The following is a 25,172-nucleotide window of genomic DNA, read 5'->3' as shown; positions in this document are numbered from 1 at the left end:
CTATCCGAAGACATAAACCGAACGTATTTTCGAATACGTGACGGTTTAGTTCAGTGAACCCTTTTTTATGAAATTAGGTTGTCTATTTATAATCTATTCTCTTGACTTACCACCATAATGCTTATACAACTCTTATTCTAACATAATTAGCTGATTTGTTTCACTTAAATATTAAACAATTCGTGTCATTACTGAAGTTATTCCCTGACAAAATATACTTTTTACAAGTCATTTGTTATACTGTTGAAAGATGATTATTTAGTAGAGAATAGGAGAAAACTTATGAATAAGAAACTGATTGCGTTAGACTTGGATGGTACCACACTTAATAATCAATCGATGATATCGGCTGAAACTAAGAGTGTCCTGACCCGCCTGCGACAACAAGGACACATTGTATCCATCGTTACAGGCAGACCCTATAGAAACAGCTATTATTATTATGATGAGCTGAAACTGGATACCCCTATCGTTAATTTTAATGGAGCTTGGTGTCACAAGCCTGCTGATCGTGACTGGTCTCATAACTACCATAAAACACTGAGCAAAGAACTCGCATTATCCATGTTATCTCTAAAGTCCAACCCAGAAGTTCAGCTCATTGCAGCCGAATCACAGCGTTCCATCTACATTGAAGGCGAGTATATCCCTTATCCGGATTTCTTTCCGGAAGGCATCCAAGTCAGCAAACAATTGCGACCGGAAATATTGACAGAAGATCCAACATCTGTAGGTGTCTTCACAACCACGCGTGATTATCAGCCCTATATTGAGCAGAAAATTGTAGAACAATATGAGGGTTCAGTTGAAGTGCGTATGTGGGGCGGAGATACACCTTGTCTTGAAGTAGTGGCTGCAGGTGTGCAGAAAGCACTTGGGCTCGAACGCATAGCCTCTTATTATGGTATTGAACGAAAAGACATCCTGGCATTTGGTGATCAGGAAAATGACTATGAAATGATTCAGTATGCCGGACAAGGCGTTGTTATGGCCAATGGAATACAGTCACTTAAAAATATTGCAGATGATATCACTGCGGTCAGCAATGACGAGCATGGCGTAGCAGACTATCTTTCTAAGTATTTCTCTCTTTAACTTCTCGCTCAGTCTTTAAGGTATATCATAAAATTATTACACATTTACACTAAAAGAAGCGGCCCCTTATCCAGGAAGCCGCTTCTTTTTACTTATCATCAAGCATTAATTCTTCTGTAGCAATTTTTGCCGAAGTAAGTACAATAGGTACACCTGCTCCGGGGTGGGTACTGCTCCCGGTAAAGTAAAGATTATCGACCTTCTTGGCTTTTGCTTGTGGTCTAAAGTGATTACTTTGTGTAAGAGTCGGTCTTAGACCAAATGTAGCCCCGTTATACGCATTGAAGCGAGATTCAAAATCGTTTGGAGTTGTATAGCTCTCTGAGATAATATCTTCTTCTATCGTTTCAAAACCTTCAATAGTTTTCAATTTATTCAAAATTTGAGAACGGTAATGGCCAATTGTCTCCTCATTCCATTCATACTGAGCTGTAGATAAATCTGAAACAGGAATCAGGATGTAGAGGCCATCTTTGCCTTCTGGAGCAAGCGTTTCATCCATTTTCGAAGCAATATACACGTAGAAAGATGCTTTCTCCAGCAGTTTCCCATCAAAAATTTCCTCCAGGTTACTATTAAGATCCTGAGAAAAAATAAAGTTATGGACGTTATCCACTTGGTCATACTTTTTGTTCATTCCTAAATACATGACTAAACAGGAGCAGGAATATTTCATACTGTCAATTTTCTTGTCCGTGTACTTCCCTTTGGCTCTAGTGTCTTTAACCAAATTTTTCATAGCATAAGGAAAGTCAGCATTGCACATGACATAATCAGACACTATTTTTTCACCATTCAGTTTAATGCCGGTTGCTTTTTTATCCTCGATAACTATCTCATCAATTTCTGTACTGTAGTGTATTTCTCCACCTAACTCCAGGAATAGCTTCTCCATCGAGCTAGCCATGGTATACATACCACCCTTGATAAACCAGATGCCATACAAGTATTCAATCATGGGAATAATAGTATACAAAGACGGACCGTTTAAGGGCGAAATGCCAATATACAAGGTCTGAAAACTTAAAATCTGCTGAAGACGCTTGTCCTTGACGAATTTACCGATGGAATGGTTAGCGCTGTCGAATGTCTTCAATTTCAATGCCTGTTTTATCATAAAAGGATTATAAAAATCAGAGGCATTTCGGAACGGTCTCTGAATAAAATACTCTTTGGCAACAGTGAATCGTTCGTAAATATCTTTTAGATAAGCTAAAAAGCCAATGACATCCTCCTCACCAATACCTTCCAAGTGTTCAACCAGCTTAACTAAATCTGATGATACATCAATTTTTTCATCATCAAAATAGGCGGAATACATTGGGTCCAGTCTTTCCATTGGAATATAATCATCAGGGTTTTTACCGGCCAGTTCAAATACTTCACGGTAAATTTCAGGCATCATGACAATACTTGGGCCAATATCAAAAGTAAAGCCATCTTTTTTCAACTGATGCATTTTACCACCAGCCATTTGTTCCTTTTCATAAATCGTAACTTGGTAACCGGCATTCTGAAGTCTGATAGCGCTGGCTAATCCTGCCACGCCTGCACCAATAACACTAACTGATTTTTTCATAATTCCCCTGCTTTCTTCATTTTTTATTAAGCACACCGTCTTTCATAACATAAACTGAATCACAATAGTCCGTCAGACGTTCGTCATGTGTAACCATTATTGTAGCTTTTTTCTTCTTTTTAGTTTCCCTTGCTAAAATTTCTACGACTTCAAATGCCCGCTCTGTATCCAGGCTGGCCGTGGGTTCATCTGCCAGGATGACTGAAGGATCATGGTAGAGCGCCCGTGCAATAGCAGCACGCTGCCGTTCTCCACCTGACAGCTCGCCAGGGTATTTATCCTGCAGTTCATTAATCTTCAAATCGTTTAAAAGCGATTCGACCTGCTTTATATCAAACTTTTCCTTGTTTATCTTATTTACAAGCTGAAGCTGATTTTTGACCGTAAGAAAGGGAATTAAGTTGGAAGCTTGTAGGATAAACCCAATTTCCTTGAAGCGTTTCTTAGCCCGTTCTTTTTCTGCAAGCTCACTGAACTTGTCGTTATTTATAAAGACTTTTCCTTCTGTCGGTGTCTGGAGGCCCCCGATAATAGTTAAAAATGTACTTTTACCTGATCCACTCGGTCCAATTATAGATACAAATTCTCCTTCTTCAACTGAAAAATTTGTTGTCTTCAAAGCTTCTATTTTTTTTCTGCCATCATCAAATGATTTTGTTACCTCTTTTAATTCTATCAGTTTCATACCTATTATCTCCTAATCTATTGCTTCTAGCGGATCAATCTTAACTACAGTTCTCACTGAGAAAAAGGCTCCGAGTAAAGCAACCACAATTAATAGCGTCGTTATCGACACAAAGAACAAACCGTTATTCTGGAATGGCACTGCATTCGGCAGAGCTAAACCTGTTCCCAGTGTCAGCGCTAAGCCCGTCAAAACACCAATTGCACTGAGTAAAAATGTCTGACCGACTACTGATTTCCCAATATATTTAGAGGATATCCCTTGTGCTTTCATGACTCCGAGCATCGAGGATTTCTGAAGCGTCAGTACATAAATGAATATCCCGATAATCATCGCTGCGATAAGCACTAAAAAACCTATCATCAATCCAAAGGTAAGAACTTGAGCGTTGTATCCTGGCAAGTTACTGATAAATTCATTTATTTCATACAACTCAAGGTCATCAGTTCCGGTGGCTATATCTTCTATGGTATCCTCGCCATTGCTGACCACTATGGCGCTGATAATCTCATCTTCCCGTTCTCCAAAGCCACTGGCACGTATGTGCTGATATGTTTCATGATTCGTATAGAGTACAGGGGCAACATTAAATTTTGAATTATCTGTAAACCCAACCAGCGTCACCGTCGTATCCATACCTGCAAGAGACAGTTCGTCACCTACTTCATAGCCTTCCTCTTCCTGAAGACTTAAATCTCCTACAACTTCATCCCTATCGGAAAACATATCACCTTCTATAATTTCAGGTGCGATAAACTCATCTTCATCAATACCAAAAAAAGTGACGTTCACTTTGCTGTCGTCATCTGACTCTTCTACCAACTGAATCACACTGCTGGCAATTCCTAAACTGGCTTTCTCTTCCGCGTCGACGTCGTCCATTAGATTTTTCGGAAACATCGACATATTAATATTCAAATTAGACTCGTCTGCAAGAACGATACCGGTAGCGTCCCACTTATCAATGCTCGTTCTATTTTCCTGCGCCAGTCCATAAGCTAAACCGGTTAAAAAGAACACCAGATAAGATATCAATACGACTACTCCTATGATTAAGGCAAACCGCGTTTTAGAGTACTTTATCTCTTTCCATGCTAAAAACATAATTATTCCCTCTATCTTTAATATATTTAATTCGAAGTATATTGTGAAACACTCACACGTGTCACTTTTCCATAATACCCTATTTTAAAAATAACTACAATTATTATAAACCAAAAAAATCGGCCAAAGAGAATGAAATCTCTTTGGCCGATTGAGCGATGTTTGAGCGAAACTAGATAGTTAATCTTTGTTTATCTGATTCTATTATTCAGTTGCACGGTCTTCGTCAATCAAGTACCATGTGTGGATGCCTGCTCCATCAGTATCTGGATCAACTCCAAATCCGATGTCGTAAGCTCCTACACGGTTATTAACTGGGAAGACTTCATTACGGAATAGTGTTGGAATGATTGGCAGTTCTTCCATGAAGTATTCCTGCCAGTCTCTAAATACCTCTGCACGCCATTCAGTATCAAATCCTTCATCACTAAGCATATCTTCCATGAAGGCATCGTTTTCTTCTGAAGCCCAACGAGTGTAGTTGAATGGAGCGTAACGAGAATACAATCCGTCTGGAGTTGGGTCAGTACCTGTTCCCCATGCTCCTTGATAGATATCAATTGCCGGATCATCTGCTTCAACACGGTCATAGAATGAGTTGAACTCATGTAGACGTCCGTCCAATAGTTGAACGTTCAATCCAATGTTTCTCCAAGACTGCATGTAGTATTCAGAGATCGGTTCAGCAACTTCTCCACCAGACATTGATGCAAAGTTAATGACTAACTCTTCACCCTCTGGAGTTTCGCGGAAATCATCGCCAGTAACATCTACATATCCTGCTTCGTCAAGTAATTCCATAGCACGTTCAGGATCATATGGGTAGCCTTCTAAGTCATCTGCATGGTAGTCAGCAAAGTTAGGGATAATTGGAGATGTCGCACGGCTACGTAGTCCTTGGTAGAAACGTGCTCCAACAGCATCGTTATCCATAGCGTAAGCCATAGCCTGTCTTAGGTTTTTGTTTGCCATTTTAGCATCTGGATTAGGCACGTTCTGAGGCTGATCAATGTCGTCCCCTTCAGTTACCCATTCACCCAGTTTAAATCCGATATACGTGTAGGCATTTTCTCCACGACCTAATACGGTATATCCTGGGATGTTTTCAAAGTTTTCGTACTGATCTGTAGGCATGCTCAAGAATAAATCAAACTGGTGATTTTCCATCGCTGCTACAGCAGTTGAACTAGGAACTGTTTCAAGTTCAATACGTTCGATATTTGGTGTTCCTCTGTAATAGTCTTCAAATCTTGAGTAAGATACAGATTCACCTGGTACAATGTTATCCACTTGGAAAGGTCCGAAACCAATTGGGTTCTCACGAATTTCAGGTGCAGATTCCAGCTCTGATACCGGAATATCTTCTAGATAGTGACGTGGTGCAGCATATGCCCAGATTCCGCCACCAGCTTGAAGCATTTGAACCCCAACTGATTCATACTCAATTTCTAATGTCAAATCATCAACAACAGTAATTCCTTCGATGCTGTCCGCTTCGCCGGCTTTGTAAGCTTCCATACCGATGATGCTTTGCATGTCTGAAGAATAACGTACACCAGGATAATCTGGGTGTCCGATAATTTCATGAGTGAAGGCAATATCGTCAGCTGTTACTTGCTCACCGTCGTGCCACAATACGTTATCTTGAAGTGTAATCGTTACAACGTTAGTGTCCTGATCTACTTCAACTGTAGCCGCACCAGAATCATCATACTGGAAGTTTTCGTCGTATCCTACTAAAGTACCCATAGTGTAGTTCATTACGATTGCATCAGGGTTACCGCTGTATAATTCCCAGCTGAAGATACCTGTAAATGGTGAATCAGATACATAACCGATACTCATTGTACCACCATCAATTGGTTCACCTTCGTTTTCTACACGTGTTTCAAATTCGATAGGTTGTGGCTCGTCACTAGTAGCTTCGCCATTTCCATCAGCATCCTCATCACCGTTAACATCTTCTACTTCTTCAGTAGATCCGTTATCGTCTACCCCGTTAGTATCCGTTGCATCACCATTGTCGCCGTTCCCACAGGCTGCCAAGATGAATGCAACTGCAGCAGTGCTCGCAAGCATGCTGTATTTTTTCTTGTTTGACATGTTTTTCTCCCCTTCTCTTATCCTAGTCTTTGTTTAGCGTCTGCTGAGCGCTGAAGCGCACGACCGACGTAGTTTATACACAGCACCAACACTAAGATAAGTGTTGAAGCCGGTAACCAAACCCAAGCTCTATTCTCCAGAATATCTGGATTGGTGGCATAGGAAACTAACGTCCCCAAACTTGGTGTACCGGTCGGAAGACCGAATCCCAAGTAGGATAACCCTGTTTCTAAGCCGATACTGCCTGCAAAGTTCAATGTCAAGTTAACAATAATCAATGAACTTATATTAGGCATCATTTCTCTAAGCATGATAACCAGTGAAGGTGTCCCCATTGTTCTTGAAGCACTGATGAAATCCAGTCGTCCAACCGTTAACGCTCGTCCCCTAATAAATCGAGCAGGACCATGCCAGTTGAATACTATCAAAATCAATGCAAAGGTGACCACATTATAGTTCGGTACGATTGTAACAAATATAATAATAATCATTAACTGGGGTAATATCATAATAAAGTCAATAATACGCATGAGAATATTATCTACTAAACCTGCATAGTATGCAGCTAATATTCCGACTACAATACCGATAGCACTCGTAACAACTGTTACTGACCAACCTAGTATGATGGAGTTTCTTGCTCCAATAAGGAGTAAACCAAAGATATCACGTCCAGCTGAGTCTGTTCCTAAGATATACCGTGTACCTTCATGGAATGGGTCTTCACTCATCGACATCGGTGGCAGATAAGAATCCCATAAACTAACTGTTGTAACAGCATCTTGATCAATGATAAACGACCATATAAATACAGTTACTAAAATGACAATTAATAAAACAAGTGAGAACAATGCTAATTTGTCTCTCATAAATTCCCTTGCTATAACTTTTATTCCCATAGGTGGTGACGATGCGGCCATATCATCAGATAGGACTGCAGCTTCTGCATCTTGATTTGTTGCCATAAGATTTACTCATTCCCTTCTAAAATTAACAATTTATTAATCAATACGAATACGCGGATCGACTGCCATTAAGGTTAAATCAGAAATTAGTGTTCCAATCAGACCTAAGAACCCATAAAATAATACGAGTACAAAAATGACACTGTAATCACGTGTATTAATTGACTGGAGGAATAAAAATCCCATGCCGCGGTAACTGAAAATCTGTTCAATAAAGATTGATCCAGTAAACAAACTGACTACTGTGAAACCAAAACCTGAAGCAATAGGTAGTGAGGCATTTCTGAATATATGCTTCGTATACACTTTTTGAATCGGCACACCTTTAGATCGGGCAGTTTTAACATAGTCAGAAACTTTTGCATCAATAATTTCACTTCTTAAGTACTGAATAATCGATGTCGTTCCTAATATTGCTGTCGTTATTGAAGGAAGCAGCAAGTGGTACAGTCTACTTGTCCATATTTCCCACGTTGTGTTCGCATTAATGCTGATTGATCCTCGTGATGGGAACCAGTTCAAGTTATACCCGAATATCCAGACCATTAGCAATGCAAGAACGAAAATTGGCACAGCAAAACTGACAAAGTTATAAATAAGTATGCCTTTGTCCAAAACAGATTCATTATATCGGCCAGCCAGGATACCTAGAGGCAATCCAATTGCATAAGTAAATATAATTGAAAGCAGTGACAAACGAACGGTATTTCCCATTCGTCCGCCGATAACGGCAACTACAGGCTGCTGGTAGTTAAAGCTTCGCCCAAAGTCTCCCTGAAGAGCATCTCCGACCCATCTTACATAACGGACAGGTAAGGGATCGTTCAGTCCAAAGGCTTGCCTTTGGGCTTCAAGTTGTGCAGGGTCCAGGTTCGGGTCAATCATTCCTGTAAAGGGATCACCCGGCATGAAATCTGCAATAATGAAAATTAAAATGCTCAAAATTAAAATTTGAGGAATCATCAAAAGCAAACGTCTGATTATTGTCTTCCACATTTTAACGTTCCCCTCCTGTTTTCACTTTCTCATTCTGAAGTGATGCATTTGGTTCTTCTGGTTTCAAGGCAACTAGATGGTTGTCTCCAAACTCCTGAAGGTCGTATACTCGCCCATCCGGGTCATAGTATTCCGTTTCCTGAGCATCATATTCAGCTTCAACTCGTTGTCTTTCAACTTTATGTGCTTCTCTTGTGGTCGGATCCATGTCGGGGATAGCTGACAGAAGACGTTTCGTATATATATGCTGAGGATTATTATAAACAGCTTCTTTTGAGCCCTGTTCTACAAATCGACCTTTATGCATAATAGCTATGTCATCGGACATGTGCTGAACCACGCCTAAATCATGAGAAATAAATAAGTAACTCAAGTTATATTCTTTCTGAATACGTCTCATAAAGTTAAGTACTTGTGCCTGAACCGATAAGTCCAGTGCTGAAGTTGGTTCATCAGCTATAATCAACTTTGGATCACTGGCTACGGCTCTTGCCACACCAATACGTTGTCTTTGACCACCAGAAAATTCATGTGGATACTTGTACATTGCTTCGGCGTTCATTCCAACGATTTCCAACAAATCAACAACTTTTCGTTTGATTTCGTCCGGAGTGTAATCGAAATAGTTACGCATTGGCTCAGCTACCACATCAAGAATACGTTTCTTGGGGTTCATTGATGATGTTGCATCCTGGAAAATCATCTGCACATCTTTATTGTATGCAGCATATTTTTTCTGACGACTTCTCGCCCGGTTAGTAACTAGTTGATCATTATAGTAAATATCTCCTGAAGTGGCTTTTTCAAGACCAATAATTGTTTTACCAATAGTAGTTTTTCCTGAACCGGATTCACCGACTAATCCATACGTTTTACCACTTTCAATAGATAAGTTAACTCCATCAACAGCTTTAACGTAATCCTGAATGGTATTAAGCACACCACCGCGAATCGGGTAATGAACTTTTAAATCTTTTACTTCAATAAATCCCATTTTATTTTTCCTCCCCTTCAAAGTGGAAATGCTTCCAGCATGTACATCTCACTTTGTGGTTTGGACTCACTTCATGTAAAACTGGATTTTCTTCATGTGCTGCTTCTGGTATCCAAGGAATTCTTGGAGCGAATCGGCAGCCTTTTCTAGGTAATTTTTGTAAAGACGGTACTGTTCCATGGATTACATGCAATTCGTCGTCCTCACCTTCCAGCTCATGTGGAATTGAATTTAATAGAGAACGTGTATACGGATGGAGTGGATTGGCAAACAATTCTTCAACTGGTGCTTCCTCAACAACTTGTCCAGCATACATTACTGCAACTCTATCAGCCGTTTCAGCAACGACTCCCAAATCGTGTGTGATAAGTATAATACCTGACCCAGTTTCATCTTGAATGTCCACCATCAGGTCAAGAATCTGAGCCTGAATCGTCACATCAAGCGCAGTAGTGGGTTCGTCTGCAATGATGATAGGTGGCTTGTTTGCCAGAGCAATCGCAATAACAACCCTCTGTCTCATTCCGCCGGACAGTTCATGAGGATACGCCTTCATAATCATTTCCGGACGTGGAATGCCTACCTGATTCAGCAGTTCCAATACTCTTTCTTTACGCTGTTCTTCATTAAGATCTGAATGATATTCCAATGATTCAGATATCTGTTTATAAATTGTCATTAATGGATTCAATGATCCCAGTGGATCCTGGAAAATCATTCCAATGTCGTTACCTCTAATACGGTTGTACAACTTCTCATTTAAATCAAGAAGGTTGAGATCTTTATAAAGAACTTCTCCCTTGATTTGAGTATTTTTTGGATCATGTAAGCCCATAATGGATGTTGCTAACGTGGATTTTCCACAGCCAGACTCTCCAACTATTGCTAAAATCTCGTTATTTTTTAATGTTAACGAAACACCATCAACAGCATTATGATAAACGTCTCCAAATCTAAACCCTGTTTCTAAGTTGTTAACCTCTAACAAACTACGTTCGACGGCCACTACTTAACCTCCTATACTATTCTTCTCGAAAACCGAGAAGATTATTAAACTTTCATCAGTTTCTAATTAAAAGCTTAATAATATAAATCGAATTATACATGTATTTTCTTATAATATCAATACTCTTTTTTAATTTTATAACAATCAGTTAAATTTTCCAACTAATAATTTAATACTTCTCTCATATTCAAGAGACAAAAATATAATTGATACTAATTAAGAGTTCGCTTCAATATAGTCGACTGCTTTTCCGACTGTCGTAATCTGTTCTGCATCCTCATCAGATATTTCTCTACCGAAGGTATCTTCAAGTTCCATAACCAATTCGACAATATCTAAGGAGTCTGCTCCTAAATCATCTTTGAAAGTGGTATCGCGAGTAATTTTGTCTTCATCTACTCCCAATCGCTCCACTATTATATTCTTAACTTTTTCAAATGTTTCCTGTTCACTCATTTTGTTTGCTCCTTTAATCATTTTCTGATGGTTTAATCACATTTCGATTAGTTAATTATTAAAATATCATTTGATTAACAAAAGTAATTGTATCGTATAATGTTAAAAATTTCTATGCTTTTTCAGTAATTTACAAAAAAGCGTCATATATTACAGTTTACTGCTGCTCTTCACTTTCAAAGTGGTGGATCAGTTCTTCCAGCACTTTTGTTTCAAGCATGCCTTTAATTTGTCTGATTGTATGATAAACAGGTTCAGATGTGGCCGATCCATGTGTCTTAATAACAGGTGCCTTTAAACCGAATAATACAGCACCACCGTATTTCGAATAATCCAGCAAATCTTTGACTTCTTTCAAGCTGTCTTTCAGGAGCAGCCCCCCTACCTTTGCCTTGATGCCATTATCCATTATGCTGCTTTTGATGACGCTCATGAGCGACAGGGCCGTCCCTTCAATAGTCTTCAGGACTGCATTTCCTGTAAAGCCATCTGTAACGACTACATCAGCTACACCATTCAACAAATCTCTGGCTTCGACATTACCTATAAAGTTTATCGCCTGATTGTCCTTGAGCATCGCATACGCTGCTTTTGACAGTTCGTTCCCTTTGTTTTCTTCCGTCCCATTATTAAGAAGACCCACAGTCGGATTAGGAATACCCTGCACTTTTTTAGAATAGTACGTTCCTAATGTCGCATACTGATTGATGTTCAGCGGCTTACTGTCCGCATTAGCTCCTACATCAATCATATTAAAGACTTGCCGTTCAGTTGACAGCGATGGAAATGTTGCAAGCAGACCCGGTCGGTCAATGCCTTTCATCCGTCCAATTATTAATGTACCCGCTGCAAGCAAGGCACCAGTGTTTCCAGCAGAAAACAAGGCATGATTTTCCTTGTTTTTTACTGAATAGGCTGCTTTTACCATTGATGATTCTTTCTTTCTGCGAATCGATTTCACTGGATCGTCATCACTTTTTATAACCTCTTCAGCATGAACAATTTCAATATTCTCATATGAGTCTTTCAAAACTTCTCTAATTTTCTGTTCATGGCCATACAAGACTAATGTTACATCTTTGAACTCTCCAGCTGCTTTCACACACCCTTTGACTATTTCTTCCGGTGCGTAATCTCCACCCATAGCATCTACTGCAATTCTCACTTGTCATTCCTCCTAAAATACTTTCTAGTCTAAAAATGCTTCATCCTTACTGATTATTCCTGTTTCTCTTCTCAACAACTCATAGGTCGGATGAGTCAAAAACTCCGGTGTATTGAGGAGTTCAATAGCCTGCTGCCTGGCTTCTTCTAATATATGCCGATCATTTACAATGTCAGCAACTTTAAATTCAGGCAGACCAGACTGCTTCGAGCCGAACATATCTCCAGGACCTCTCATTTCCAAATCTTTCTCGCTTAAGGCAAAACCGTCAGACGTTTCCGCAATCACTTTCATACGCTCTGCTCCCTTTTCACCTTTAGGATCTGCAATTAAGACGCAGTATGATTCATCCGAACCTCGTCCTACTCGCCCTCTCAGCTGATGCAGCTGGGCTAGGCCGAACCGGTCAGCATCGTGAATGATCATTAGTGTCGCGTTTGGAACATTAACGCCCACCTCGATAACTGTTGTCGAGACCAGTACGTTCAATTGATTAGCCTGAAAGGCAGCCATGACTTCATCCTTGTCTGCCGGCGTCATTTTACCGTGGAGCAGGCCTACCTTAACATCAGGACCCAATGAATCCTGGTAGAGGCGATGGAGTGCGGTGACATTTTCAAGGTCCAGTGTCTCCGATTCCTCAATCAGTGGACTGATTATATAGACTTGCCTTCCCTTTGTTACTTCTTTTCTGGCAAATGTAATGATTCTTTCTAAATGTTTAGGCCTAACCCAATACGTTGCCACTTTTTTACGCCCTTCCGGCATCTCATCAATAACAGAGACATCCATCTCTCCATAAGCTGTTATGGAGAGCGTTCTTGGAATCGGGGTAGCTGTCATGAAGAGGACATCCGGGTTGAGACCTTTTTCTCTGAGTTTTTTTCTCTGATTGACACCAAATCGGTGCTGTTCATCCGTAATCACCAGTGCCAGTGAATGGTAAATGACATCATCCTGAATAAGCGCATGCGTGCCGACAATACAGTCTATGCTGCCATCCTTCAATTCCTGAAGAATCCGCTTTTTGTCTTTTGGCTTCGTTGAACCGGTCAGGAGTTCAATTTTCAAAGTGCTTTCACCAAACATCTGATTTAATGATTGTTTATGCTGCTGTGCCAGAATCTCTGTCGGAGCCATAAAGGCGGTCTGGCGTCCATCTGTCTTGGCAGCCAGGATTGCTGCTGCAGCAACTACAGTTTTCCCGCTTCCGACGTCCCCCTGAATCAATCTGAAACTCTGAGAAGGCAATTTCAAATCCCGACACACTTCATTGACTACTCTCTTCTGAGCATTCGTCAACGCGAACGGCAATGAATCGAAGAAAGTTTTCAGGCTTTCTACATCATAATTAATGCTTCTGCCACTCTGCTGATTTTTCTGCTGGTATTTTCGCCACCCCAGTTTCATCTGATAATAAAAGAATTCTCTGAAAATCAGTGATTCTCTTGCGTCTTCCAGCAGACGGTCGTCATTGGAAAAATGCATCGCCCGAATGGCTTCTTTAAAAGGCATCAGGCCATTTCTCTTCAGTATGTCTTCAGGAAGCGGCTCAATCAGGTCATTCTGGTAGATGTCCCACGCCTGTTTAATTAACTTGACCAAAGTTGACTGTCTAATCTTTTTGGTCGTATGATAAATGGCTTCTCGGCTGCTGTTATCCAAGTCAGTTGACAGAATTTTAATACCACTTAAAGATTTTCTATTGCCGTCCCATTTGCCAAAGACCTTTAAACTACTGCCTGCGGTGATTTGTTTCTGCAGAAAAGGCTGATTGAAAAAGGTCACGCTTACTATAACGTGATCACAGTTTAAACGAAAGGTCAGCCGGCTTTTCTTTCTTCCGAAATAAGTCAGTACACCGTCAGAAAGAGCCGTCCCCTCCAGTACAACTTTCTCATTATCTTCAATATCTTCTATGGACTTGACTGACAAGTCCTCATATCGGAAAGGAAAATGAGTAAGCAAGTCATAAATTGTCTGAATACCCAGTTCATTCAATGCTTCAACTCTTTTTTCGCCTACACCTGAAAGGACTGTTACTGAATCGTAAATTTTAGCTCTCACTGCCTCTCTCCTCTCCATTAAAAAAGAATAGAGGAAACAACAGAATGACAAGTCGTTTCTCCTATTCCTCTCCTAAACTCTTATTCCACTGAAATCAGGTAAGGATAAACCGGCTGATCTCCAGTGTGTATCTCCACTTCCAAATCAGAATGGTTTTCCTCAATATACGTTGCTAGTTTCTGCGCTTCTTCCTCGCTGCCATCTTCACCAATCAGCAAAGTCACAATTTCGCTTTCTTCATCGAGCATTTGCTTTACTGTCTCAAGTGTTACAGTATACAGGTCAGATTCCGTCACTTTAATTTCGCCATCAATAATACCCATGTAATTGTCCTTTTTAATCTCTAGACCATTTATCTCGGTATCTCTTACAGCAAAAGTGACTTGTCCGGATTTTACCAGTTCAAGTTCATCTGTCATAGATGCTTTATTAGTCTCCAAATCCAAGGCCGGGTTGTAACCCAGCATAGCCGTTAGTCCCTGCTGAATGGTTCGCGTTTCAACCACTGCGGCATTGCCTTCGACGACTTCAACGGCTTGTTCAGCTGCCATGAATATGTTCTTGTTATTAGGCAAAACAATGTAATTGTCTGCAGGTACACTTTCCATCGCTTTCACGATATCTTCCGTGCTCGGATTCATCGTCTGACCGCCCTGAAGAACGTAATCTACTCCCAGACTTTCAAAGAGTTCTCTTAATCCTTCACCTGGTGCAATGGCTATAACTGCGAAATCCTTTTTCTGAACCTTTTTCTCATCTGAATGAGACAGTTCGGAATGCTGTTCGCGCATGTTGTCTACCTTTATTTTCATTAATGAACCGAATTTCTGTCCGTAATTCATGACTTCTCCCGGTTTTTCAGTATGCACGTGAACTTTAATGACTTCTTCGTCAGCGACAACCAGTAAGGAATCCCCTAGTTTATCCAGGTAATTACGAAACTCCTCGTAATCAAATTCTGCTTCAACTGTCTCGCCTTCACCGATACGCACCATGATTTCTGTACAGTAACCATAAGTAATATCTTCAGTATTCACGTGTTCGTGTACACCGCTTCTATGGTGTTCAGCTCGAACCAGTTCTTCCAGCTCATGTTCCTCTTCAGCTGGTTCTTCGCCTGTCAAGGAAGATAAAAAGCCTTCATAGATGTAGACGAGTCCCTGACCGCCACTGTCGACAACACCAACTTCTTTCAAAATTGGCAAGAGGTCCGGTGTCTTCTTCAGAGACTTCTTAGATGCGTCCAGGACTGTTTCCATAACTTCAACAACATTATCTGTCTCTTCAGCCTTTTTCAGACCAGCCTTGGCAGACTGACGAGCAACCGTAAGAATTGTACCCTCAACCGGCTTCATCACGGCATTATAGGCAGTATCTACGCCTCCTTGAAAAGCTGCTGCCAGATCTTCAGCGGTGATTTCTTCTTTTCCTTCAAGGGCCTTAGAGAACCCTCTGAACAGCTGAGAAAGAATAACACCGGAATTTCCGCGGGCGCCCATAAGCAGTCCCTTTGCCAGCGACTGTGCGAGTTCTCCCATATGTTCACTGGAAGAATCCTTAACTGCGGCTGCTCCACTGGTAAATGATAGATTCATGTTTGTTCCGGTATCTCCATCCGGCACAGGAAACACATTCAGCGAATTCACATATTCTGTATGTTCATCTAGGCGATTTCTACCGAGGATCACCATATCCCTAAATTTCTTTGCGTTTAATTTCTTTACATCCACTTTTCCATTATCCTCCTTTGTCACTGTAAAAAAAGTGACTATGGCTTACATCTCGTTTTGAACTCTAACCCCTTGAACAAACACATTCACTGATTGAGTCACAATTCCTAAATCATTTTCAAGCTGGTATCTTACCCGTTCTTGTACATTTTTTGATACTTCAGTAATTTTAGTGCCATAGCTGACGATAATATAGACGTCAACGGCAATTTCGCCTTCTTCCTGGCGAACTACAACACCTCTTGAAAAATTATCGCGATTAAGTATTTCATTAAGACCATCTCTGACATGTTTTCTGCTGGCCATACCAACGATGCCGAATATTTCTGTTGCTGCGCCTCCAACTACAGTAGAAATAACATCATTTGACATTTCGATTGTTCCAAATTCATTATTCATTTGAACACTCATCCTCTTTCCCCTTCCCACACTGAATTATTATTAAGTTAAAAAGGTTTCTTTGATATTCAAACATATTTTAGCATATCGCAATCAATAAAAAAAGACAAGCGCGAACTGAACCTGCCTAGAAATACTGAGCTATCAAACGATTACACTATTGGTTATCCTACTTAACAGTATACACTGTTTGATGCATTTTTTATAGAAGAAATGTAAATCTCCTTCCAGTCCTTCATGGTTTTATAGCCAGTCCATTGAATATTTTACAGTAACCAGTGTAAAGGAGATTCCCTTGAAAGATTCCAAAAAAAACTTGCTACATCTAGTGATTTATGCTATCTTATATAAGTATGATTTAGCTTTGATAGTTAAGGCTATGCACGAAGGAGGAGAAAAAATGGCTAAAGAATGTTTTGTAACTGGACGTAAAGCTAAAAGCGGAAACAACCGCTCACACGCTAACAACAAATCAAAACGTCGCTTCGCTGCGAATTTACAAAAAGTTCGTATCATGGTTGACGGCTCACCTAAAAAGGTCTGGGTTTCTGCCCGCGCTTTAAAATCAGGTAAAGTTGAACGCGTATAATACAAAAAAATCGTAGAGCTGCAGATGTTAAGCAATTAACATCTACAGCTCTTTTTTGCTTATGTAAAAATTAGTTTAGAAAATTACTTATTACTTAAAATCTATAACCAGTCAGATTTGTATTGATGCATATAGTGAATAATCACGCTCTCAAATGTTGAGTAGTGTGATTTTAGTCATTTTACATACCCATTTATTGCAGAGCGCAGTTCAATCTTTAGAGAATAGTTCATCTCGGTACTGTTTGGTCTGATACCTGTTAATAACACCAATCAGTTTCGACTCTTCTTTAACAGATAATGGAACCAGCTTGACCCCATACTTAGTGAAGCGGTCCTCATCTGCAGCTTTCCTTACAATACAGCCTTTAAGCTCAAAGTATTCATCTTCCAGAGCGAACTTAAAGGTATAGGTAAGAAATTCAGATATCACGAATGTTTCTTTGCTTACAAATGACAGACCATTGCCGCTGATATTTCTTAAAGTTACCTTATAGACCCTGTCTTGTTTTGCAGGCAAAATCATAATCGCCTCTTTGAATCCCTTAATCCTGCATCGGAAAAACTTTCTTCTATTAATCATGTGCATACCTCTATTCACTACCTAAAATAGTTTTATGTATTCAAATCATTTATTATTTATTATAGTTTAACATAATATGTATCGTTCGAAATAGTAAATTTTCGAATGGAGATTTCGGTTATTATGATTATCAGCTCATCATTATTTTCCATTTATACTTAAGTAAGAAAATAAGCAATGATACATTCTCTAATATAGAGGAGTGTTCATTGCTTATTATAGTGAAAAGTGATTCTTTCAGTTTCCTGGTTAGGATTATTCATCATTATTTATTGAACTAGCAGGTAATCACTCAGTCTTTACTTTGCATGAAAGCTATTACTCCAGAGTCAAAAGTCAACTCGGCAGTATCATTCACGAATTCGTTGCTGACTAAAGCTGCAGGATAGCTATAATCAACTTTGTTAAGCTGATATTTAAACCCTTCATTCAAAGAAAGCTGTCCAAGAGGGGTCATTCCTATAACTGAACAGTACTTTTTGTTCTGTTCCCTGTGGAGAACGTAAGACCCTGGCAGAAAATAACGAATTTTATTGGTTTTATTGATTAACTCGATTTTCGGCAAGATATTTTTGAATCTCGGCTGCAATGGCATCATAAGTGTACTCATCAAATGATCCAAACGTCCACCAGCCCAGTTATGCACAATTATTTGATCCGGCTCAAACAATTCTTCTGCTTTCAATAAAGCAATCTCCGCATCTGTGTCGTCTTTTTCCGCTTTATACTGAATGACAGTGTCGGCCTTTTCTTTTACTCGAGTCAATTGGGCAGGTGTAATCGAATCAAAGTCACCTAAAGCAACATCCATTTGAACATTTGCTTCCAGACACAATAAAGCCCCACCATCTACACCGATTATTTTTCCTTCAGCCAGCGCTTCTAATGACAAATCATTCTCAGGTGCCCCCAGAATGATATGAACATTATTGGCCATAATCTGCAGCCTTTTTCAGTAATTGAATTCTCTCTCCAGCATCTTCAGCATTGTAAACATAAGAACCGGCCACTAATACACTTGCCCCCGCATGTGCACAGTATGCTGCGGTCTGCTCGTTTACACCACCGTCGACCTCTATTTCATATTGCCATTTATTCTCTTCTTTTAAATGTTTCAACTGCTTGACTTTATTTAATGTCTCTTCAATAAAGGTCTGCCCTCCAAAGCCAGGGTTGACAGTCATTACAAGCACAAGATCCACAGCATAAAGAATTTCAGCTATAGCAGATACTGGGGTAGCTGGATTAATGACGACCCCTGCTTTCACGCCAAAAGATTTTATCAGTTGTATTGTACGGTGAGCATGAGGCGTGCTCTCAACATGAAAAGATATAATGTCTGCTCCCGCTTCAGCAAAATCCTTTACATAGTTTTCGGGATTTTCTACCATTAGATGGCAATCCAAGGTTAATTCAGTATGAGGTCTAATGGACTTTAAAATGGGGGCACCAAAAGTCAGGTTAGGTACAAAATGGCCATCCATTGCATCGATATGAATCCAGTCTGCTCCTCCAGCTTCAACTTTCTTTATTTCATTTTTTAATTCTGCAAAATCAGCACTTAAAATAGACGGTGCAATCTTCATTATTTGTCCCCTTTCTTTTTACCGTATCTTGGTTTGCGGTTTTCTATTTCTTTCATTATGGACAGGTAGTTGTCGTAGCGAAAGGCAGCAATATCTCCGTCTTCAACCGCTTTTTTGACCGCACAGTTAGGTTCGTTATTGTGAAGACAGCCGTTAAACCTGCAGCCTTTACCTGTTTCCCATATTTCAGGAAAACATTCAGGCAGTTCCTGAATAGTCAGTTCGTCAAATTGAATGGCACTGAATCCCGGTGTGTCAGCAATTAGTCCACCTAGAAGTTCGACCAGTTCAACATGGCGGGTTGTGTGCTTTCCGCGACCAAGGGACTTGGATGTCTCCCCAATCTTTAATTGAAGATTCGGATCAATCTTATTTAACAGTGTCGACTTTCCTGCTCCTGACTGACCGAGAAATACACCGAGTTTCTGATCGGCCAGTTTTCCAAATGTCTCAATAATCTCCTCTGAAGACAGAACCTCGCCTCTGTCAGGCAGAATGACGGTATAACCTATCTCTTCATATACCCCTGTCTTATCTTTGATTTTCTTGTATTCTTCGGCTGTTACAATATCCGTTTTGGTGACATAAATGATTGGCGTGATTCTATACTGTTCAAGGGATACGAGATAGCGGTCCAGTAATGACGTTGAAAAATCCGGATCTTTAGCAGACATGATAATAAACCCGATGTCCACATTTGATACAGACGGTCGTTTGAGTTCATTTTTTCTTGGAAAAATTTCCTCCAGCGTACCTTCTTCTTTTGACTCGTAAGTAAAGGCTACTTTATCTCCTACGAGCGGTGACTCTTTTCTTTTTCTGAAAATTCCTCTTGGCCTGGTCTGAAAAATATCGTTCTCGTCAGTTTTTATATAATAAAATCCGCTTAAAGCTTTAATGATACGTCCCTTGTTCAAAATAGGTCTGCCTCCTTAATCATTTGGACTAATGCCTGTTTCTTCTATAATAATTTCCCCGTCTCTAACCACTCTGTAACTGGCTGTTTCTCCTTCTTCAACCACAAACGTTATGATTTCAGGTGTGCGTTCAAAAATATCAAATACACGATACGGTTCATCGAAAGTGTTCTCTGCATCATCTACATAGATTTCAATCTCGTTGGGAGCCAGCGCAGACTCTTCGTCTTCATCAGTATCTGAGCCATTCTCCTGTTCTACACCTGAATCATTTTCCTCATCATTATCATCTTCTTCATCACTTGGCTGGTATTCGATAATAATGCCTCTGTCAAAAGAAATCATTTCTGTTTCTTCCGGCCCTTCAGAAAAGACCACTGATATTCTTGAACCAGGATAAACTGTCGTCCCAGCTTCTGGCGACTGACGGGCGACTTGACCGGCAGGTATGGATTCATGTGTTTCCTGAGTAATCGTTACAGAAAGGTTTAATTCATCAGCATATTCCTCTACACCTGTGGAAGAATAGCCCGTCAGGTTACGCAGTGCAAATCCTTCAGGACCAGAACTGACAGTCAGTGTGATTACCGATTGACTAGGAATAACTTCTTCCCCTGCGGATAGACTTTGAGACACAATATTGCCTTCAGCTATATCACTGCTAAAGGTTTCATCCCGCTCGACTCTCAATCCCAATTCAGTCAATTCAGCACGTGCATCTTCATAGGAGTAACCAGTATAATCATCAAGTTCTATTCTTTCTTCTCCAAGACTGACATATAAGTTAACGGAGGCATGTTCTCGAAGCACCGCATCGGCAGAAGGGTTTGACCGTATTACGTGGCCTTCTTCTATCTCTTCGTGGTTTACTTCATTAATTTGCCCAGTTTCCAAGTTCAGATTTTCCAGCTCTGCCACTGCGTCTTCCAGACTCAGACCAGCGAGATCAGGGACACTCACTTCACGTGGACGTGTCATACTGAAAATGGTTAAGCCTATAATAAGGAAGAGCAGTAAAAATATAACGGCCAACAGACCTTTCTTTCTACTTTTTCTGGCGGGCGACCCGTTTGACTGTCTGTTAGAAGAGCCATTATTCTGGTCGGCTGTTTTGGTAGCCGGTGCAACAGCTGGAATTGGCTTTGTCTTATCTGACACTGGTGTAATCATACGTGTTTCTTCATTATCATCAGCATGAGGAACAAATTTACTCTCGTTCTGTCGTTCGGCAGACAATACCGTCTCTAAGTCCTTTTTCATTTCCGCAACGGATTGATACCGATGCTTGGGCTCTTTTGCTGTTGCCTTTAAAACCACATTCTCCAGTGCCTGTGGAAGCGACGCATCTTTTTCTTTTAAAGACGGCATGTCATTTTGAAAATGCTTCAGAGCGATAGAGACCGCTGACTCCCCATCAAAAGGAACTTCACCGGAAAGCAGTTCATACAAGAGGATACCCAGCGAGTAAATATCTGACTGTTTGGTTGCCATGCTTCCTCTAGCCTGTTCGGGCGAAATATAATGAACGGAACCGAGCAGTGAGTTAGTTTGCGTGATAGAATTTTCGCTCAGTGCTACAGCAATACCGAAGTCCGTTATTTTCACATTTTCATCATGATCAATCAGAATGTTTTGAGGCTTCAAGTCTCTATGGATAATATTGTGGTTATGAGCATATTCAACAGCATTTAGAATCTGACTCATAATACTGATGCTTTTTTTGTAAGGAATAGGGTGATTCAGTCGAATGAATTCCTTTAAATCAAAGCCGTCAACATATTCCATGACTATATATGGTGAATCTTCTTCGCCTACATCCACGACATTCACAATATTCTGATGAGTCAGTTCAGTTGTGGACAGCGCTTCTCTTTTAAAGCGTCTGATGCTGGCTTCATCGTTGTGAAAGTTATATTGCATCAGCTTGACCGCAACATTTCGCTCAAGGATTAAATCTTCAGCTAGATAGACATGCGCCATGCCTCCAGAGCCAATTTCTTTCAGTATTTTATAACGATTACTTATTCTTTGTCCTGGTATCACTCACTATTCCTCCTTTCTATTCATTATGGATGCTTCGGTTTCAACTAAGCATACCGTAATATTATCAGTCGACCCATTCTTCAAGGCAGAATCGGTCAGTAATTTCGCCTTGCATTCAAGTGTATCGTTAATCGCTACTATCTCTTTCAGTTCTTCATCTGATAAGCCGTTGGTCAAACCATCTGAACAGAGAAGGATTAAATCAGTTGAATCCTTTTCTAATTGAAAGAAGTCAACCGTTACTTTATCAAAGACTCCAAGTGAACGTGTCAGCATATGACGCTGGCTGTGTTTTTTCGCTTCTTCTTCAGTAATCTGTCCACTTAGCCTTAACTCATTGGCAAATGAGTGATCCGTTGTAATCAGGTTTAACTTTCCTGCTTGGGCGTCCCACTGATAAGCTCTACTGTCTCCAATATTACCGATGATAATTTCATCATCCATAAAGGCTGCGGTTACTAAAGTGGTCCCCATCCCTTGAAGATCACTATAGGTTTTTGATACCCGGTATATTCTCTGGTTCTCAATATTTATCTGATTTGTCAGCCACTGACACGTGTCATCAGCTGTGTCGAAAGCTGTTTTCGACCACTCATTTCCAAGTTGCAGGACAGCCATTTCACTAGCGATATCGCCTGCCTTGTGACCGCCCATGCCATCGCACAGCACGGCTAAAAGATGGTTGTTTTTATTATAAAACAATTCCACATAATCCTGATTCGATGATCGCAACCCAATATGTGTTTGTTTAAAAGTATTCATTCGTTTCACTCCACAATTCGCTATGTAAAAGCTGACCGTTCATCAGCTCTGTTATTTATTATCACTTGTTTTTCTCAGACTTGCAATAAAAAATCCGTCTGTTCCGTGTAAATGAGGATATAAATGCAGGAAACCTTCGTTAGACAATGTCAGCTTGTCGTTATCCAGCTGAACAGGCTCCAACACAAAATCCTTATTCTGTTCAAGAAAAGCATGGACGACTTCATCATTTTCTTTTTTTGTAATCGTGCAGGTACTGTATACTAATCGTCCCTCTTCTTTTAAAAGAGGCGCCACACTATTTAAAATGTCCAGCTGCACTTTCTGCAAGGAATAAATATCTTTTAGTGATTTCTGATACCGTATATCTGGCTTTCTTCTCATCAGACCGAGACCGGAACACGGTGCATCAACTAGAATCTTATCAAAGGTCTGGGCCGGGAAGCTGTCGCCGCTTTCGCGTGCATCCATGGCTTTCACTTCAATTAGTTCCTCTACATGAAGACGTTCAGCATTCTCCAGAATTTTATCCAGTTTGTTCTCGTGAAGATCCAGCGCAACGACTTCCCCCCATTGATCTTTTTCAAGATATGAAGCCATATGAGTCGTTTTTCCTCCAGGAGCTGCACAGGCGTCTAAAATAATATCAGACGGCTTTATCTGCATGGCCTCAGCAACCAGCATAGAGCTTTCATCCTGAATAGTAATGATCCCCTCTTTAAACAAGTCCGATTTGACCGGCAGTCCGTTCTCACAGATCAGACCGTACTCAGAAACTGAACTTCTAGCTACTTTAAACCCTTCTTCTTCCAGTTGAGAAATGACCTCATCCATGGACTTTAATTGGGTGTTCACTCTTAAGCTGACTTTTGAACGTGATGACAGCGACTCGACAATTTTCTCGGTCTCCTGTTCGCCCACTTCCTCGACCAGCAGTTCAATAATCCAACGCGGATAGCTGTACTGGATGGATAACTTTTCAATCGGATCTTTGATAGTTTCAACATTCCGTACACCTTCGCGGTCAATTTTTCTCAGTACACCGTTGACAAAGCCCGCTACCCCTCTGTGCCCACGAACCTTTGCTATCTTTACAGCTTCATCCACAACCGCATGGGTTGGAACTTTATCCAGCATCGTCATCTGATAGAGCGATATGCGAAGGAGCTGTCTCACCCAGGAATCAATTTTCTTCTGTTTTTTTATAAATGGCTCGAGCTGGTAATCCAGCTTTAGTTTGTTTTGTATGACGCCGTAAACGAGCTCGGTCAACAACCCGATATTTTCGGGAGTTAATGACTGATCTCTGACTGTCTCATTTAAAAGCAGATTACTGAATGACTGATTTTTTTCTACTTTTTCTAAAATCTGTACAGCAAAAAGCCGACTGTTCTGATTATCTGTCTTCAAATTTAACCCCTTCTTCCAGATGATTGCGTGCGCCTTGGAGATAATTGGTAATGCCCATCTTCGGCTTACCGAATGGCTGCACTTCTGTTAAGTTCAATGCTGTATGATTGGCACATTGAACCCACATTTGATCCTTAGTCAATTTGACTAGAGTTCCTGGTTCACTTGCACTCTGATTTTCTACCGCTTCAGCAAACCATATTTTGAACCGTTTTCCTTCAAGGACCGTATAGGCGCCCGGAAAGGGATTCAAGCCGCGAATCTTATTGGCCAGCTGATCAGCTGGTTGAGTCCAGTCAATTTTTTCCTGTTCCGGCGTTATCATCGGCGCTACTGTGACTTCTTCTTCCAGCTGTGCCACAGGCTCAATTGTCTCGTTAAAGATATCTGGGAGGGTGTCCATCAGCAAATCACGGCCCAGCAGACTTAATTTATCAAATAGCGTTCCAACAGTATCTTCCGGAAGGATTGGCAGCGAACGCTGGCTGATGATGTCTCCGGCGTCCATTTCTTTTTCCATATACATAATGGTGACGCCTGTTTCTTTGTCCCCATTTATCAATGCATAATGAATAGGCGCCGCTCCTCTATACTTGGGCAGCAGCGAAGCATGGACATTTATGGCTTTGTATTTAGGTGCCTTTAACAAGACAGTCGGCACGTACTGTCCATAAGCAGCAGTCACAATTAAATCAGGCGCACTGTCGAGTATACTCTGCAGTTCATCTGAACCTGAAAGTTTCTCCGGCTGCAGGACAGTTATACCTGATTCTTCGGCTCTTTTCTTGACCGGTGGCGGTGTCAGTTTCTTTTTTCGGCCTACTTTTCTATCCGGCTGGGTGACAACCGAAATAACCTCTATCTCTTCATTTTTTATTAAACTGTCTAGAATGGGCACAGAAAACTGTGGTGTTCCCATGAATACAATTTTTTTCATAG

The 25,172-nt window shown here is 40.6% G+C and carries 23 protein-coding genes; 2 read left to right on the top strand and 21 right to left on the bottom strand.

Translation table 11 applies throughout. The annotated features are described in order from the left end of the window. Nucleotides 1–282: 282 nt before the first annotated feature. Nucleotides 283–1,095: a Cof-type HAD-IIB family hydrolase gene (locus ACYVLS_RS00300; protein ID WP_460319931.1), complete on the top strand. Its 813-nt coding sequence runs from the start codon at nucleotides 283–285 to the stop codon at nucleotides 1,093–1,095. A gap of 88 nt (nucleotides 1,096–1,183) precedes the next feature. Here the strand turns inward: ACYVLS_RS00300 and ACYVLS_RS00295 are convergent, their stop codons facing one another. The 13 genes from ACYVLS_RS00295 to ACYVLS_RS00235 form a co-directional block, all read right to left on the bottom strand. Continuing rightward, nucleotides 1,184–2,674: a phytoene desaturase family protein gene (locus tag ACYVLS_RS00295; protein WP_460319928.1), complete on the bottom strand. Its 1,491-nt coding sequence runs from the start codon at nucleotides 2,672–2,674 to the stop codon at nucleotides 1,184–1,186. A gap of 16 nt (nucleotides 2,675–2,690) precedes the next feature. Further along, entirely contained in the window at nucleotides 2,691–3,359 is a 669-nt protein-coding gene (locus ACYVLS_RS00290) for an ABC transporter ATP-binding protein (RefSeq protein WP_460319926.1), read from the bottom strand. Nucleotides 3,360–3,371: 12 nt separating this feature from the next. After that, entirely contained in the window at nucleotides 3,372–4,463 is a 1,092-nt protein-coding gene (locus ACYVLS_RS00285) for an ABC transporter permease (RefSeq protein WP_460319923.1), read from the bottom strand. Between the two features lie 204 nt (nucleotides 4,464–4,667). Next, nucleotides 4,668–6,566, bottom strand: a complete 1,899-nt coding sequence (locus ACYVLS_RS00280) for an oligopeptide ABC transporter substrate-binding protein (protein ID WP_460319920.1) — start codon at nucleotides 6,564–6,566, stop codon at nucleotides 4,668–4,670. A gap of 17 nt (nucleotides 6,567–6,583) precedes the next feature. Next, nucleotides 6,584–7,531 carry an ABC transporter permease gene (locus tag ACYVLS_RS00275; RefSeq protein ID WP_460319917.1) on the bottom strand — a complete coding sequence of 316 codons (948 nt, stop codon included), beginning with the start codon at nucleotides 7,529–7,531 and terminating at the stop codon, nucleotides 6,584–6,586. 36 nt (nucleotides 7,532–7,567) lie between these two features. Next, entirely contained in the window at nucleotides 7,568–8,527 is a 960-nt protein-coding gene (locus ACYVLS_RS00270) for an ABC transporter permease (RefSeq protein WP_460319914.1), read from the bottom strand. A 1-nt stretch (nucleotide 8,528) separates the two neighbouring features. Beyond that, nucleotides 8,529–9,521, bottom strand: a complete 993-nt coding sequence (locus ACYVLS_RS00265) for an ATP-binding cassette domain-containing protein (protein ID WP_460319912.1) — start codon at nucleotides 9,519–9,521, stop codon at nucleotides 8,529–8,531. Between the two features lies 1 nt (nucleotide 9,522). Then, entirely contained in the window at nucleotides 9,523–10,527 is a 1,005-nt protein-coding gene (locus tag ACYVLS_RS00260; protein ID WP_460319909.1) for an ABC transporter ATP-binding protein, read from the bottom strand. Nucleotides 10,528–10,743: 216 nt separating this feature from the next. Beyond that, nucleotides 10,744–10,983, bottom strand: coding sequence for an acyl carrier protein (acpP, locus tag ACYVLS_RS00255; RefSeq protein ID WP_460319907.1), 240 nt, complete (start codon nucleotides 10,981–10,983; stop codon nucleotides 10,744–10,746). Between the two features lie 157 nt (nucleotides 10,984–11,140). Further along, on the bottom strand, nucleotides 11,141–12,148 hold the full coding sequence (plsX, locus tag ACYVLS_RS00250; RefSeq protein ID WP_460319905.1) for a phosphate acyltransferase PlsX: 1,008 nt from the start codon (nucleotides 12,146–12,148) through the stop codon (nucleotides 11,141–11,143). 24 nt (nucleotides 12,149–12,172) lie between these two features. Continuing rightward, nucleotides 12,173–14,233: an ATP-dependent DNA helicase RecG gene (recG, locus tag ACYVLS_RS00245; protein ID WP_460319934.1), complete on the bottom strand. Its 2,061-nt coding sequence runs from the start codon at nucleotides 14,231–14,233 to the stop codon at nucleotides 12,173–12,175. Nucleotides 14,234–14,295: 62 nt separating this feature from the next. Beyond that, nucleotides 14,296–15,945 carry a DAK2 domain-containing protein gene (locus ACYVLS_RS00240; protein WP_460319902.1) on the bottom strand — a complete coding sequence of 550 codons (1,650 nt, stop codon included), beginning with the start codon at nucleotides 15,943–15,945 and terminating at the stop codon, nucleotides 14,296–14,298. Nucleotides 15,946–15,990: 45 nt separating this feature from the next. Beyond that, nucleotides 15,991–16,356, bottom strand: a complete 366-nt coding sequence (locus tag ACYVLS_RS00235; protein ID WP_460319899.1) for an Asp23/Gls24 family envelope stress response protein — start codon at nucleotides 16,354–16,356, stop codon at nucleotides 15,991–15,993. A 388-nt stretch (nucleotides 16,357–16,744) separates the two neighbouring features. On the opposite strand from ACYVLS_RS00235, the gene rpmB reads away from it, so the two are divergent. After that, the gene (rpmB, locus tag ACYVLS_RS00230) at nucleotides 16,745–16,933 is read left to right on the top strand and encodes a 50S ribosomal protein L28 (RefSeq protein ID WP_460319897.1); all 189 of its coding nucleotides are present in this window, start codon (nucleotides 16,745–16,747) and stop codon (nucleotides 16,931–16,933) included. A gap of 210 nt (nucleotides 16,934–17,143) precedes the next feature. On the opposite strand, the gene ACYVLS_RS00225 is transcribed toward rpmB, so the two are convergent. From ACYVLS_RS00225 to fmt, 8 genes are all read right to left on the bottom strand, one after another. Next, nucleotides 17,144–17,515, bottom strand: a complete 372-nt coding sequence (locus ACYVLS_RS00225) for a PilZ domain-containing protein (protein WP_460319894.1) — start codon at nucleotides 17,513–17,515, stop codon at nucleotides 17,144–17,146. Nucleotides 17,516–17,807: 292 nt separating this feature from the next. Further along, complete coding sequence (locus ACYVLS_RS00220; RefSeq protein ID WP_460319892.1) at nucleotides 17,808–18,452, bottom strand: thiamine diphosphokinase; 645 nt, start codon at nucleotides 18,450–18,452, stop codon at nucleotides 17,808–17,810. After that, a complete protein-coding gene (gene rpe / locus ACYVLS_RS00215; protein WP_460319889.1) occupies nucleotides 18,442–19,101 on the bottom strand; it encodes a ribulose-phosphate 3-epimerase in 660 nt (219 codons plus the stop codon). Before rpe ends, ACYVLS_RS00220 begins: the two co-directional genes overlap by 11 nt. Beyond that, nucleotides 19,101–20,018, bottom strand: a complete 918-nt coding sequence (gene rsgA, locus ACYVLS_RS00210) for a ribosome small subunit-dependent GTPase A (protein WP_460319887.1) — start codon at nucleotides 20,016–20,018, stop codon at nucleotides 19,101–19,103. Before rsgA ends, rpe begins: the two co-directional genes overlap by 1 nt. A 15-nt stretch (nucleotides 20,019–20,033) precedes the next feature. Beyond that, the gene (gene pknB / locus ACYVLS_RS00205; protein WP_460319885.1) at nucleotides 20,034–22,061 is read right to left on the bottom strand and encodes a Stk1 family PASTA domain-containing Ser/Thr kinase; all 2,028 of its coding nucleotides are present in this window, start codon (nucleotides 22,059–22,061) and stop codon (nucleotides 20,034–20,036) included. A 3-nt stretch (nucleotides 22,062–22,064) separates the two neighbouring features. Next, the gene (locus tag ACYVLS_RS00200; protein WP_460319883.1) at nucleotides 22,065–22,823 is read right to left on the bottom strand and encodes a Stp1/IreP family PP2C-type Ser/Thr phosphatase; all 759 of its coding nucleotides are present in this window, start codon (nucleotides 22,821–22,823) and stop codon (nucleotides 22,065–22,067) included. 51 nt (nucleotides 22,824–22,874) lie between these two features. Continuing rightward, nucleotides 22,875–24,233 carry a 16S rRNA (cytosine(967)-C(5))-methyltransferase RsmB gene (gene rsmB, locus ACYVLS_RS00195; RefSeq protein ID WP_460319881.1) on the bottom strand — a complete coding sequence of 453 codons (1,359 nt, stop codon included), beginning with the start codon at nucleotides 24,231–24,233 and terminating at the stop codon, nucleotides 22,875–22,877. Beyond that, nucleotides 24,220–25,170, bottom strand: a complete 951-nt coding sequence (gene fmt, locus ACYVLS_RS00190) for a methionyl-tRNA formyltransferase (protein WP_460319879.1) — start codon at nucleotides 25,168–25,170, stop codon at nucleotides 24,220–24,222. The genes rsmB and fmt overlap by 14 nt, the downstream gene beginning before the upstream one ends. Nucleotides 25,171–25,172: the final 2 nt, after the last annotated feature.

It is taken from the genome of Alkalibacterium psychrotolerans, from assembly GCF_054784355.1.
Note: the sequence above shows the minus strand (reverse complement) of the source record. Positions and strands in the feature narration are given on the sequence as shown.